The sequence below is a fragment of the Desulfobotulus sp. genome (assembly GCF_034006065.1).
Classification (GTDB): domain Bacteria; phylum Desulfobacterota; class Desulfobacteria; order Desulfobacterales; family ASO4-4; genus Desulfobotulus.
The window spans coordinates 25,084-38,731 of record NZ_JAVETM010000005.1 but is presented as its reverse complement, the minus strand read 5'-3'; the positions used below and the strand labels follow the sequence as shown (position 1 = coordinate 38,731).

15 protein-coding genes are annotated in these 13,648 nt (G+C 54.3%); 2 read left to right on the top strand and 13 right to left on the bottom strand.

Annotated features, from left to right (window positions below):
• Positions 1-27: 27 nt before the first annotated feature.
• The 13 genes from rseP to coaE all read right to left on the bottom strand — a co-directional run bounded on the left by rseP (position 28) and on the right by coaE (position 12,095).
• Positions 28-1,368: an RIP metalloprotease RseP gene (rseP, locus tag RBR60_RS03745; protein WP_320354537.1), complete on the bottom strand. Its 1,341-nt coding sequence runs from the start codon at positions 1,366-1,368 to the stop codon at positions 28-30.
• A gap of 63 nt (positions 1,369-1,431) precedes the next feature.
• Positions 1,432-2,577: a 1-deoxy-D-xylulose-5-phosphate reductoisomerase gene (locus RBR60_RS03740; protein WP_320354536.1), complete on the bottom strand. Its 1,146-nt coding sequence runs from the start codon at positions 2,575-2,577 to the stop codon at positions 1,432-1,434.
• Between the two features lie 2 nt (positions 2,578-2,579).
• Positions 2,580-3,389: a phosphatidate cytidylyltransferase gene (locus tag RBR60_RS03735; protein ID WP_320354535.1), complete on the bottom strand. Its 810-nt coding sequence runs from the start codon at positions 3,387-3,389 to the stop codon at positions 2,580-2,582.
• 103 nt (positions 3,390-3,492) lie between these two features.
• The gene (locus RBR60_RS03730; protein WP_320354534.1) at positions 3,493-4,233 is read right to left on the bottom strand and encodes an isoprenyl transferase; all 741 of its coding nucleotides are present in this window, start codon (positions 4,231-4,233) and stop codon (positions 3,493-3,495) included.
• Positions 4,223-4,780: a ribosome recycling factor gene (frr, locus tag RBR60_RS03725; protein WP_320354533.1), complete on the bottom strand. Its 558-nt coding sequence runs from the start codon at positions 4,778-4,780 to the stop codon at positions 4,223-4,225. The genes RBR60_RS03730 and frr overlap by 11 nt, the downstream gene beginning before the upstream one ends.
• Before the next feature lie 50 nt (positions 4,781-4,830).
• Entirely contained in the window at positions 4,831-5,544 is a 714-nt protein-coding gene (pyrH, locus tag RBR60_RS03720) for a UMP kinase (RefSeq protein ID WP_320354532.1), read from the bottom strand.
• A 4-nt stretch (positions 5,545-5,548) separates the two neighbouring features.
• A complete protein-coding gene (gene tsf, locus RBR60_RS03715; protein WP_320354531.1) occupies positions 5,549-6,145 on the bottom strand; it encodes a translation elongation factor Ts in 597 nt (198 codons plus the stop codon).
• A 261-nt stretch (positions 6,146-6,406) separates the two neighbouring features.
• Entirely contained in the window at positions 6,407-7,252 is an 846-nt protein-coding gene (gene rpsB, locus RBR60_RS03710; protein WP_320354530.1) for a 30S ribosomal protein S2, read from the bottom strand.
• A 252-nt stretch (positions 7,253-7,504) separates the two neighbouring features.
• The gene (gene prmC, locus RBR60_RS03705) at positions 7,505-8,389 is read right to left on the bottom strand and encodes a peptide chain release factor N(5)-glutamine methyltransferase (protein ID WP_320354529.1); all 885 of its coding nucleotides are present in this window, start codon (positions 8,387-8,389) and stop codon (positions 7,505-7,507) included.
• Positions 8,376-9,443, bottom strand: coding sequence for a peptide chain release factor 1 (prfA, locus tag RBR60_RS03700; protein ID WP_320354528.1), 1,068 nt, complete (start codon positions 9,441-9,443; stop codon positions 8,376-8,378). The genes prmC and prfA overlap by 14 nt, the downstream gene beginning before the upstream one ends.
• Positions 9,444-9,566: 123 nt before the next feature.
• Positions 9,567-9,785, bottom strand: a complete 219-nt coding sequence (gene rpmE / locus RBR60_RS03695; protein ID WP_320354527.1) for a 50S ribosomal protein L31 — start codon at positions 9,783-9,785, stop codon at positions 9,567-9,569.
• A 31-nt stretch (positions 9,786-9,816) separates the two neighbouring features.
• On the bottom strand, positions 9,817-11,064 hold the full coding sequence (gene rho, locus RBR60_RS03690; RefSeq protein ID WP_320354526.1) for a transcription termination factor Rho: 1,248 nt from the start codon (positions 11,062-11,064) through the stop codon (positions 9,817-9,819).
• Positions 11,065-11,387: 323 nt separating this feature from the next.
• Positions 11,388-12,095, bottom strand: coding sequence for a dephospho-CoA kinase (gene coaE / locus RBR60_RS03685; RefSeq protein WP_320354525.1), 708 nt, complete (start codon positions 12,093-12,095; stop codon positions 11,388-11,390).
• Between the two features lie 250 nt (positions 12,096-12,345).
• Between coaE and RBR60_RS03680 the strand changes: the two genes are divergently transcribed.
• Positions 12,346-13,017 (top strand): adenylate kinase, encoded by a 672-nt coding sequence (locus RBR60_RS03680; RefSeq protein ID WP_320354524.1) that lies wholly within the window; start codon positions 12,346-12,348, stop codon positions 13,015-13,017.
• A gap of 267 nt (positions 13,018-13,284) precedes the next feature.
• Positions 13,285-13,488 carry a 30S ribosomal protein S21 gene (gene rpsU / locus RBR60_RS03675; RefSeq protein ID WP_320354523.1) on the top strand — a complete coding sequence of 68 codons (204 nt, stop codon included), beginning with the start codon at positions 13,285-13,287 and terminating at the stop codon, positions 13,486-13,488.
• Positions 13,489-13,648: the final 160 nt, after the last annotated feature.

The following is a 13,648-nucleotide window of genomic DNA, read 5'->3' as shown; positions in this document are numbered from 1 at the left end:
TTCCCATGCTCCCTTTGAAAAGGTTCCTTATCCGCGTAAAAGACGGATGATGTCATTATAAAAGGCAAAGACCATGAGACTGAGAAGAAGAAAAATCCCCACCTGCTGGGCCATCTCCCTGCCCCGGGTTCCCACGGGTTTTCCCCGCACCAGCTCAATGGTGTAAAACAGAAGATGTCCCCCGTCCAGAACGGGAATGGGCAAAAGGTTCAAAAGTGCCAGATTGACGCTGATCACCGCGATAAAAGCCAGGAGATTGGCCACCCCCTTGCGGGCCTCACTGCCTGCCATCTGGGCGATCATGATGGGCCCTCCCAGGTTATCTTTGGACAAGCTGCCCTTCACCATGCGCGCCAGGGCAAGGCCTGTCACCCGGACAATTTCACCGGTCTGACGCCCTCCCTCCACCATGGACCCGAAAAATCCCGGATGCACGGCCCTCGCATAGGGTTCCGGAGAAATGCCCACCACATGGCGGGTGACCCGGCCGCCCATGCCATCGTCAAAATGCTCTTCCCGGGCCTCAAGATGCAAGCGCAGAACCTCGCCCCGTCTTTCCACATCCAGAAGAAGGGGTTCCCCTCCCGAAGCCTGAATGCGGGCTGCCATACCAGACCAGGTCGGGGTAGGCTCCCCATTGATCCGCAGGATACGATCTCCGGGCTGAAGGCCCGCCGCATCCGCAGGAAAACCTTCTTTCACAAAACCAATGATGGCCGGGATAAAAGGCCTGGCTCCGATGCCCATGCGCATTTCCATGCCTCCCAAAGGATCGGGAAAGGGCATGGGTCTTGCCAGGACTGCCACCTGTCTGCGGTCTCCGCCCCGCTCAATTTCAAAGACAAGGGGAGTATCCGCTGAAGCTTTGCCCACCCTTTTTACAACGTCCTCCCAGCTATCCACGGCTTTTCCATCCACGCCAAGCACCCGGTCGCCGGTGCGCAGACCGGCCGAAGCCGCAGGGGAATCTCTTTCCACTTCCCCCACAATCGGGTCCATGGCGGGCAATCCATACCAGAAAATCAGGCCCCAGAGCAGAACCACCGCCAGGAGAAGATTGAAAAAAGGACCCGCCGCCACAATGAGCATGCGTTTCCATACAGGTTTGTGGGTAAAGGAAAGGGGAATGTCCTCTTCCGGCAGTTCGCCATCGGGTTCATCCCCCACCATTTTCACATAACCGCCCAGGGGAATGGCGGATATGCGAAAATCCGTACGGCCCGAGGTCCACCCGGCAAGGCGTGGGCCGAAACCAATGGAAAAGCGCTCCACCCCCACCCCCATCATCCGGGCGAGAAGATAATGCCCCAGCTCATGGATAAAAATCAGAATACTGAGTACCACAAGAAAGGAAAAAAGACTGGTCATATCACCTCCGGATACGCGCTAATGGAATGCGGGAAAAAAGGGAGAGCGAACGCCCCGGATCCTTCAGGCCACAAGACTTTCCGCCAGACTCCGGGCCCGGGCATCAGCCCCGAGGATACAATCCAGATCCTCTGCGCCATGGTTTTCCGTACGCATCAGGGTCTCGGAAATCAGGGCCGCGATGCGGGAAAAGGAAATCCTTCCCTGTAAAAAGGCTTCCACAGCCACTTCATTGGCCGCATTCAGGGCCGTCGGAAAAATGCCCCCTTCCCTGGCAGCCTCAAAGGCAAGGCCCAGGCAGGGAAAACGCTCCAGATCCGGTGCTTCCATACGCAGATTGAGGTTTGAAAAATCCGGCAGATCCATTTTTAAAGGCAGTCGCTCCGGCCAGGAAAGGGCAAGGGCAATGGCGCCTTTCATGTCCGGAATGCCCATCTGGGCCATCACCGCCCCATCACAGAAAGCCACCATGGAATGCACCACGCTCTGGGGATGAACCACCACAGAGATCTTTTCCACGGGCATGGCAAAAAGATGCATGGCCTCGATCACTTCCAGCCCCTTATTCATCAGGGTGGCGGAATCAATGGAGATCTTCCTGCCCATGCTCCAGGTGGGATGGGCCAGGGCATCCTCGGGCCGGATGCGGGCAAAGGCCGCCTTATCGAGATTCCGGAAGGGACCTCCCGAAGCCGTCAGCAAGAGGCTTGACACATCCCTCTTCCTCTGCCCGGCCAGGCATTGGAAAATGGCCGAGTGCTCACTGTCCACAGGCAGGATATCCACCCCCTTCTCCTTAGCCAGAGACATGAGAAGATCTCCTGCCATCACAAGGGACTCCTTGTTGGCAAGAGCCAGGGTTTTTCCCGCACGCACCGCAGCCACCGTGGGTAAAAGCCCTGCGGCCCCCACAATGGCCGAAACCACGGTATCCACCTCAGGATGGGTGGCTGCAGCCGCATAGCCTTCATCGCCCCAGAGAATCTCACAGCCTCCGGCGGGGACAAGCTTTTGAAGCTCCCGGACATGGGCCTCGGTGCGCACCACCACCACTTCCGGATGCAAGAAAGCCATCTGCCTTGCAAGAAGATCCACGTTTCCGCCTGCGGCCAGGGCAAAAGCCCGGTAGCGATCCGGAAAAGCCTTAAGGATCTCCACCACATTCCGGCCGATGGAACCCGTTGATCCCAGAACAGCTATCTTTTTCATCATCATCCAAAAAACAGGGTTTTCAGCAAAAAGACCGCAGGAGCTGCAAAAAGAAGGGCGTCAATGCGATCCAGCATGCCACCATGACCGGGCAGGAGCCGACCGGAATCCTTCACCCCGGCCACCCTTTTCTGCATGGATTCAAAAAGATCTCCCAAAGGGGCCACCACAGCTGTAATCAGAGCAAGGATCAGCATGGGCAAAAGACCATAGGCGGAAAGAAAAAAGAGCTGGAATATCAGCGCCACAATCAGGGTCAGGACTATACCGCCCGCAAAACCCTCCAGGGTTTTGGCAGGACTGATGGCAGGCGCGAGTTTGTGCTTTCCAAAAAAACGCCCTGCGTAGTAAGCGCCCGTATCCCCGGAGCCCACAAGGAACAAGGTGAAAAAAATCCAGGCAATGCCATGGTCTCCCATGCGCAAAGCGCCCAGGCAGCCCAGGGGCAGGCCCACCCACAAAAGCCCCTGCACCTCAAAGGGGATCCGCGCAAGCAGCTCCGGAGATTTTCCAAAACGCAGCATGCACCAGGCAATCAAAGTGAGCAGGCCCACAAAGAGCCCCGTCATGAGCCCTGCCATACCCCAGAAGCCCGAAAGCACCACAAAGGCCAGGGCCATACGGGCGATCCAGCGCAACTCCCCATCCGCAACAGAGGGAAGTCTCGTGTCCACAATGCGGTGATATTCCGTATGTGCAATCCCCGCCACCCCCAGGATCAGGAAAAAAAAGAAAAAAGGCCCCCCTGCGGCAATGAGTGTAAAGAGAACGGGAAGGGCAAAAATGGCAGTAAGCCAGCGGGTTCCGTGCATGTGCGGTCTCCGTTTCAACCGGAAGCACCGGTTTTATGAAAAAAAAGGATCTCCCCTTTGTGGAAGATCCTGGAGATTGCCATGGGCAGCCCGGCCCATGCAATCAGATATCCTTTACCTGGCCAAAGCGACGATCCCTTTCCTGAAAATTTTTCAGGATTTCAAGGTATTCTTCCCTGGAAAAATCCGGCCACAGCGTAGGCGTGAAAACAAACTCCGTATAGGCAAGCTGCCAGAGCAGAAAATTAGAAAGTCGCATTTCACCGCTGGTGCGGATCAGCAGATCGGGATCCGGCAGATCCGCCGTATACAGGTGCCGGGCCACGATATCATCGGAAAGGGTTTCAGGATCCAGCAGTCCCTGGGCCACCTTGATGGCCACCGTCCGCATGGCGGAAACAATCTCAGCCCTGGAGCCGTAACTGAGGCAAAGGGTCAGCACCATGCCCCGGTTATCCGATGTTTCCGCCATCAGAGCTTCCAGGTCGAGACGAACCCCATCAGGAAGGCTATCCAACTCACCAATGGCATTCAGCCGGATATCGTTTTCCAGCATTTCCTTCCGTTCGGATGCCAGAAAGCGCTGCAAAAGCCGCATCAGAGCGCCCACCTCGGCCTTGGGGCGTTCCCAGTTTTCCGTGGAAAAGGCGTACAGGGTCAGGTAAGAAATTCCCAGTTCCCGGCTCGTCCGGACCACGGTCCGCACCGTCTCCGATCCCTTTTCATGGCCCAGGACGCGATTCAGCAGACGCTTTTTGGCCCAGCGACCATTGCCGTCCATAATAATGGCCACATGGGCGGGCATGCGGTCCGCCAGAAGTCCGGAAGGCAGATCAGAACTCAAGGATTTCCTTCTCCTTTGCCTTCTGCAGATCCTCTGTGGTTCGGATATGTTCATCCGTCATTTTCTGAATCTGATCCTGGCCCTTGAACATTTCATCTTCGGAAATGTCCCCGTCCTTTTTCAAGGATTTCAGCATCTCGTTGGCGTCCCGCCGCAGGTTACGGATACCGACCTTGTACTCTTCACAGGTTTTTCCCACCTGCTTGACAATGTCCTTACGCCGCTCCTCCGTAAGGGGGGGGATGGAAATCCGGATCACCTTACCATCATTGGAAGGGGTCAGCCCCAGGTTGGCCCGGAGAATACCCTTTTCAATCTCCTTGAGTGCCGTGGCGTCCCAGGGCTGCACCACAAGGAGCCGACTTTCCGGCGTGGAGATGGACGCCATCTGGTGCAGAGGCGTCAGGGTGCCGTAGTAATCCACCCGGACGGGATCCAACATAGTGGCCGAAGCCCGTCCCGTACGCACCTTCTGCAGTTCAGCCTTGAGGGCTTCAACAGCCTTGCCCATTTTTTCCTGAGTGTCCTGAAAAACGGTATTCAGCATGTTCCTACCTCGCGCTTTAACCTGACGGTTTTTAAATAAGGTCCGGAAAATTAACGGATCAGGGTGCCAACCCCTTCATCACCGCACACCACACGGGCAGCATTGCCCTTGCCCAAAAGATCAAAGACACTCAAGGGCAGCCCATTGTCCATGGCAAGGGAAATGGCCGTCATGTCCATGACCTGGAGCTGACGCTCCAGAACTTCCATGTAGGAGAGGTTCCGAATGAAACGGGCCTCCGGATTTTTCACAGGATCCGAATCATAGACTCCGTTGACCTTGGTGGCTTTGAGCAGAATTTCCGCATGGATTTCCTGAGCCCGCAGTACGGCCGCCGTGTCCGTTGTGAAATAAGGGCTTCCCGTGCCTGCGGCAAAAATGACAATGCGCTTTTTTTCCAGATGCCGCACTGCCCGCCTCAGGATAAAGGGCTCACAGACCTCGTGCATGGAAATGGCAGACTGCACACGGGTCTGCAGCCCCTTGCCCTCCAGGGTTCCCTGCAGGGCAAGGGAGTTGATCACCGTTGCCAGCATGCCCATATGATCTGCGGAAGCGCGGTCCATACCATAGGAGCTGGCGGCAATGCCACGGAAAATATTGCCTCCGCCCACCACAACCGCCACCTGCACCCCAAGATCATGCACCGACCGGATTTCCTCAGCCACATATTGCAGAATATCCGGTCGGATGCCAAAGCCCTGGTCTCCCATGAGGGCTTCACCGCTCAACTTCAACAATATCCGCTTATATCTGGGCTCCAAGGTATCAGGCTCCAATCTGGAAGCGGCTGAACCGCTTGATCACAATGTTTTCTCCGATTTTGCTCACGGTATCGTTCAGAACTTCCTGCACCGTCAGCTTGGGTTCCTTGATGTAAGGCTGGGACAGAAGGCAGACATCTTTATAAAACTTACTGATCTTTCCTTCAACAATCTTCTCCACCATATTGGCGGGTTTGCCTTCTTCCATCAGCTGGCCCCGGTACACGTCCTTTTCCCGTTCGATCACCTCTGCGGGAATTTCTTCTGCGGCAAGACCCATGGGGGAAGCGGCGGCAATGTGCATGGCGATGTTGCGGCAGAACTCAATGAAATCCTCATTCTTGGCCACAAAATCCGTTTCACAGCCCACCTCCACAAGAACGCCGATCTTTCCGCCCATATGAATATAGGCTTCCACACGACCTTCGGAAGCTTCCCGACCGGCCTTTTTCTTGGCCGTAGCCAGGCCTTTTTTCCTCAGGAAATCAATGGCTTTTTCAACATCACCATCATTTTCCTTCAACGCAGCCTTGCAATCCATAATACCGGCGCCGGTCTTGGCCCGGAGATCCTTTACCATTTCCGCACTGATTTCAGCCATGGAGCAACTCTACCTTTCGATGTCTGGGGTGTCCACAAAAATCCTGGACAGTGGGATCTCCACCATCCAGGATTTCTGCGCCACACCCGAATTTTCAGGAGTTTGAATCCGAATATTCCAAATCCGGGAAACCTTACCGGACCTTTTCTTTATCCCGTTCACCGCCGAAAGATCCCTTTTACCCTGCGCCCGTACCGTAAATCTTCTTTCCTTAAAGGACTTACCAGGGAGAAGGTCCCTTTAAAACTGAAAGATGGCCCCTTATTCAGCGGCTTCCATCCCTTCAGACATGCTGCTTTTTTTGATCACTTCCACCACAGGTCCATCGCTGCCGTCTGCAATCACCTTGCGCTCACCGGGCTTCATCCCCACAGAAACCGGAGCATCGCCTTCCTTGTCCGTTGCAGCATGCATTTTTTCTTCGTAACGGCCACGACCTTCAATGTAGGCATCCGCAATGCGGGAAGTAATGAGGCGGATGGACCGGATGGCGTCATCATTGCCAGGAATGGGATAATCAATGTCATCGGGATCGCAGTTGGTATCCACCACAGCAACGGTGGGAATACCCAGGCGCTTGGCTTCCTTGATGGCAATGGCCTCATTCTTGGGGTCAATGATGAACATGCAGCCGGGAAGCCGGGGCATGTCCTGGATGCCGCCCAGAGTGGCTTCCAGCTTCTGCTGATCCTTCACCATGGAAAGCCTTTCCTTTTTGGGGAAAAGCTCAATGGAACCATCATTCTGAATATTTTTCAGATATTTAAGCCGCTCGATGCTCTGCTTGACCGTCTGAAAGTTGGTCAGCATCCCACCCAGCCAGCGGTTCTGGACATAGTAAGCTTCCGCACGGTTGGCTTCTTCATAAATGGTTTCCCGCGCCTGCTTTTTCGTACCCACAAACAAAACCGATTCTCCGGAAGCGCCGATGTCTGCAACAAAATCATAGGCTCTGCGGAACATTTTCACGGTCTTCTGCAGATCCAGGATGTAAATTCCGTTTCTTGCGCCAAAAATATAGGGCTTCATTTTGGGATTCCAGCGCTTGGTCTGATGACCGAAATGAACACCCGCTTCCAGCAATTCCTTCATTGTAACGTAGGCCATGCCTTGTTTCTCCTGTGGGGATTTTCCCCATTTTGTGTGGTTCATCCACCGTTCCCTTCACTTCCGGACCCAACCGCATGCGGCACCAGGATCCGGATCCAGAAACGTGTAAAAATAGCCTCAGGCCTTCCCCATGGAAAACCTTTTTATAAACCTGATATCCATATCAGATACCATCCTGTGTGGGCAAGGACTTCGATCAAATGCCTCTCTTTTTTTAAGTTCCCACCCTGAAAATACGCCCCCGCCGCCTCACATACGACGCGCCACCAGCACCCGATCCTGGCCACCCAGATCCTTTATGCAAAAAAGGACCTCATAAAACCCCGTCTCCCTGAGAAGATCCGACACCGCCCGGCACTGGTCATATCCGATCTCAAGAACCAGATCTCCACCCGGCCGCAGCACATGCCTGACTTCCAGCGCCAGGGCCCGGTAAGCCGCAAGTCCGTCCGGACCGCCGTCCAGAGCCAAAGGCGGTTCATGATCCCGGACCTCCGGAGCCAGGGCTCCGATATGGGCCGTTGGAATATAGGGAGGATTGGATACCACAAGGTCAAAGAAGGCCGCAGGCCCCAGAGCCGCACACCAGCTCCCCGTCACCACAAAAACCCGGTCCGAAAGACCGGCATTCCGGACATTCTTTAAAGCCAGGCGACAGGCCGCAAAGGAAAGATCCACGGCAAAAACCCTGGACAGGGGCCGCTCCGCAGCCAGGGCCAGGGCAATGCAGCCCGTTCCCGTTCCAAGGTCCAGAATACGGCAGGCCCTGTCCCTGGGCAGACATTTCAGAGCTTCTTCAACCAGGGTTTCCGTATCCGGCCTCGGGATAAGAGCCTCAGGCCCCGTCTCCAGATCCAGAGTCCAGAAACTGCGCTCTCCTGTGATATAGGCCACAGGCTCCCGTTGAATCCGTCGACGAATGGCCTTGCGGTACACGTCCCGCTCCTCGGAATTTAAGGGCTGATCCAGACGCAGGTAAAGATCCAGGCGGGAAATTCCCAGCCCGTGGGCCAGGAGAATCTCTGCGGTCAGCCGGGGACTGTCAATGCCGTGGGTGGCAAAATATTCCGTTGTCCAGCGCAGTACCTTTCCCACATTCCACAGTTCAGCCTTTGGGGCTTCATCTGCGACCATGCTGCAGGGCCTCCGCCTGGTAATGGGTTCTCAGAGCGTCCACCAGGGGCTGGATATCCCCTGCCAGAATAGCATCCAGACGGTAAAGGGTTAAGCCGATGCGGTGATCCGTTACCCGGCCCTGGGGAAAATTGTAGGTCCGGATGCGGCCGGAGCGATCCCCTGTTCCCACCTGCTCCTTGCGTTCAGCAGAACGTTTGGCCGTCTGCTCCTGCTCCATGGCATCATAGATCTTTGCCCGAAGCACCTGCATGGCCTTGGCCTTGTTCTTGTGCTGGGATTTTTCATCCTGGCACTGCACCACAATGCCTGTGGGAAGGTGGGTGATACGCACCGCAGAATCCGTGGTATTGACATGCTGCCCACCCGCCCCCTGGGAACGGTAGGTATCCACGCGCAGATCTTTTTCATCCACATGGACATCCACTTCTTCGGCTTCCGGCAGAACCGCCACGGTCACCGCCGAGGTGTGAATGCGCCCTTGGGCTTCGGTGGTCGGCACGCGCTGCACCCGATGGGTTCCGGATTCATATTTCATGATGGAATACACCCCCCGGCCCTGAATCATGGCCACGACCTCCTTGAAGCCCCCCACGTCCGGCTCGTTGGCGTCCAGAATCTCCACCTTCCATCCGGCATTTTCCGCAAAACGCACATACATCCGGAAAAGATCACCCGCAAAAAGAGCGGCCTCATCTCCGCCGGTTCCGGCGCGGATTTCAAGGATGACATTTTTCCCATCATTGGGATCTTTGGGAATCAGAAGCAGGTTCAGTTCCGTCTCCAGCTCCAGCACCAAGGTTTCCAGGCGCTGGGCCTCCTCCTCTGCCATCTCCCGGATTTCCGGATCCGGATCCCGCAGAAGGGCTTCATTTTCCCTTTTTTCCTGGACCGCCTCCCGGTAGCGGCGGAACACCGTTACAAGATCAGATATTTCCGCATGTTCTCTCAGGTATTTCTGATAGGCATCCCGATTCCCCAGCACCACGGGGTCGCTCATCAGACGCTCCAGCTCCACAAAACGATCTTCTACTCCCGCAAGCTTTTCAAACATCCCCGTATCCTCAGCGTCCTGCTGGTTTTTTCCAAAAAGAAAACCGGCAAACGCCGGTCCTGTCTCTCCGCAAGACAAAAAAGCCCCGCAAAAGCCTGCGGGGCCAAAGATCCATTAAAAAAACTATTTGCCCATCTGCTGCTGGTAATTGCCATATTTCTTGCGGAAGCGATCGATACGACCTTCGGTGTCCACCAGTTTCTGTTTACCCGTAAAAAAGGGATGACAGGCAGAGCAGATTTCCACACGGATCTCTTTTTTGGTGGAGCCGGTTTCAATTACATTCCCGCAGGCGCAGGTAATGGTGGTTTGTGCATACGCGGGGTGAATGCCTTCTTTCATCGTCAACTCCTGATGATCCCAAGGGATAGGGTTATGCGTTCATGGAATCCAGAAAATCCTGGTTGTTCTTTGTACCGGTCATCTTATCGAGCAAAAATTCCATGCTGTCAATGGAATTCAGGGAACTTAAAAGCTTACGCAGAATCCAGACCCGATTGAGCACCTCCTGGGAAAGCAGAAGATCTTCCTTACGCGTACCGGATTTTTTGATGTCAATGGCGGGAAAGGTTCTGCGGTCCGCCAGCTTGCGGTCCAGCACCAGTTCCATATTGCCTGTACCCTTGAACTCCTCGAAAATCACCTCATCCATGCGGCTGCCCGTTTCCACAAGGGCCGTAGCGATGATGGTGAGGCTGCCCCCCTCTTCCACATTCCGAGCGGCGCCAAAGAACCGCTTGGGCCGGTGCAGGGCATTGGAATCCACACCACCGGAAAGGATCTTGCCCGAAGGCGGCATGACCGAGTTATAGGCTCTGGCCAGACGGGTGATGGAATCCAGGAGAATGACCACGTTTTTCTTGTGCTCCACAAGACGCTTGGCCTTTTCAATCACCATCTCAGCCACTTGCACATGGCGCTCCGCAGGCTCATCAAAGGTGGAGCTGATCACCTCGGCGTTCACGTTTCTCGCCATGTCCGTCACTTCTTCGGGCCGTTCATCAATGAGAAGAACAATGGGCACCACATCATCATGACTGGCAATGATGGAGTTGGCAATGTTCTGCATGAGAACGGTCTTGCCCGCCCTGGGGGGAGAGACGATCAGGCCGCGCTGGCCGAAACCGATGGGGGTGAGAAGATCCATGATCCGCATGGAATAGTTATCCCGCGCACCTTCCAGCTGGATTTTGGCATCCGGATAGAGGGGGGTGAGGTTATCAAAAAGGATTTTTTCCCGGGCCACCTCCGGATCCTCATAGTTGATGGCCTCTACCTTGAGCAGGGCAAAGTAGCGTTCCGACTCCTTGGGCTGACGAATCTGGCCGGATACCGTATCCCCTGTTCTCAGGTTGAAGCGGCGGATCTGGGAAGGGGAAACATAGATGTCATCAGGACCGGGCAGATAATTGCAGTCCGTGGATCGGAGAAATCCGAAACCATCGGGCAGAATTTCCAGCGTGCCTTCCCCGTAGATCAGACCATTTTTTTCGATCTGAGCCTGCAGCAGAGCAAAAATCAGCTCCTGCTTGCGCAAGCCCGCAGCGCCATCAATATTAAATTTTTTGGCAAGGCGGGTCAGATCCTTGATCTTCATTTCCTTCAGCTCGGTGATGTTCATGAACCTTTACACCTTAAAATAAATGTATGGATGTTCCCTTCCGGATGACATGCCCAGTCTGACATAGGGGAATTCAGGGGCGCAGGCGCAGACAAAAAACACCTGCCCGGCAGGAGGATACCCGAATTTCTGTTCTGAGGAAAAACGTGTCGAAAATCGATTCAGTTTGTTCCGAAAAGAGTCAGGGAGCGAAGCGATGATCCGTGGGCAAATAAAGACAAGGTAGGAAATGCATTGAAAATGTCATATTCCCTCATTGTTTCCCATCTGGAAACAATAATTTATATTGAATATCCCATTGATTTTTCCCGGTCAAGGAAATTTCATCCTTCCGCCGCAAGTTCTCCTTTTTCCATCCAGCCCAGTATGCAGGCTTTCATGTGTTCCAGCGACCCCGAATTGTCAAACACGAGGTCCGCCTTTCTCGCCTTTTCTCCAAGGGGCATCTGAATCCGGATCAGGCGTTCCGCAGAAGCCCGGTCCACCCCATCCCTTGCCATGAGCCTCGCCATCTGGACTTCCGGCGGAACAAACACCACAATGACCCGATCAAAAAAGGACTCACGCTTTGTTTCAAAAAGCAGGGGGAATTCCACCACCACAACACCTGCGCCCATTTCTTCCTGTCGGGCAATCTCTGCTTCCATCAGCCGGTAAACCACAGGGTGAATGGCCGCCTCCAGCCGCGTCCGGGCCTCGGGTTCCCGGATCATGCGATCCCGCAGCCAGGCCCGGTCCAGATTTCCATCCTTGCCCACGGACGCAGGCCCAAAGGCCGCAACAATGGCATGGTAGGCGGGCATTCCCGGGCGCACAGCTTCACGGGCCAGTACGTCCAGATCAATGACACAGAACCCCTGCTCCGCCAGAAAACGACAAAAGGAGGATTTCCCTGAACCCGCCCCACCCGTTACCGCAATCCGCATCATTTTTTTGTTGTCCGCAGGGACTTTTTTCATCAGGAAACCATCCACAAGGCCTGTATGCTTCCATACCCGGATCCCATCGGCCCTTCCCGGAAGCCGCAGCATTTTTAACAGATTCCATCCCCATAGCCGGTTCTCCGGGTATCATGCAAGCATTTTTTTTTAAGCGTCCTTCCCCCCATTGCAATAAGACACGCCTGATACCTTGACAATCTTCCTGGCTTCTAATAGGTAAGGTCCGGTTTTCCATCCCATGTAAGGACAAGGCCACCTTCGGGTGCCGCCTTTCTGAAAGGCACGACTTATCCCCGTATCATCCATGTTTTTTATTTATTTCATGAAAGGAGCTTTTCCCATGAACATTCTTTTCTTCGGACCCAATGGCAGCGGCAAGGGAACCCAGGGTGCTATCCTGAAAGAAAAATACAAGGTTCCCCACATTGAATCCGGCGCCATTTTCCGGGAAAACATCAAAGGCGGCACCGAGCTTGGCAAAAAAGCCAAAAGCTTCATTGATGCTGGTGATCTGGTTCCCGATGACATCACCATCCCCATGATTCTCGATCGTCTGCAGCAGGCAGATTGTAAAAGCGGATGGCTTCTGGACGGTTTCCCCAGAACCCCCGTACAGTCCCAGAAACTGGATGAATCCCTTAAAGCCGCAGGCATCCAACTCAACTACGTGGTGGAGCTTGAACTGGCCCGTGACATTGCCAAAGGCCGCCTGACTGGCCGTCGTCTCTGCGAAAACGATCCCAACCACCCCAACAACGTGAACATCCCCGCCATTGCCCCCAAAGATGGAAAATGCCGGGTATGCGGCGGTGCCCTTTCCACCCGCACCGATGACATTGATGAATCCGCCATCGACAAGCGTCACGACATCTACTACGACGGCAAGGAAGGCACCCTCGCTTCCGCCTACTACTTCCGTGACCGTGCTGCCAAGGACGGCTACAAATACATCGTTCTTGACGGCTCCAAGAGTGTTCCTGAAGTAACCGAAGCCCTGGTTGCCCAGCTCTGATCCCTTGCCATTGGGGGTTCTTCACAGCCCCCAATGGCATATGGAAACAGAAATCAACTTCTTTTGTACCTTGAAGGATCAAAATAGTATTTGCCTTATGCTCCAAAACCGGATATAAAAATCCGGTTTTGGATGTTTTTCGAATAAAAAAACGGTGCCTCCAGGTATTCGTTTTTATTTTTTTACTCTTTAGCCAAGGTTTTCAATACCCGGATTCCGAGGTTTGTTTCCTTATTCGGAATAGCGGAAAGAAAGGGGCGATGTACTGTGAAGGAAATCGAAGTTCGTGTGATCGATAACGACCTCGAAAAGGCCATGCGGATCCTGAAGAAAAAAATTCAGAACGACGGACTTTTCAAAAGGCTGAAGCTCAAAAAAAGTTTTGAGAAGCCCAGCGAATACAAACGCCGCAAACAGCGGGAAGCACAACGCCGTCAGCGCATTGCTGCATCACGCAAATACAAGAAATAAAGCATTGCCCTGATTCATCAAGCCCATGAAATTTCGGCCCGGACAACTTTTTCTTCCAAAAAAGGCTGTCCGGGCTTTTCTTTTATTCCGTCCCCCTGGGGTGGATTCCAGGGATAAGCGCATCCTGCCCTGGAGCCAGATTACCGCACCTACGGTATGC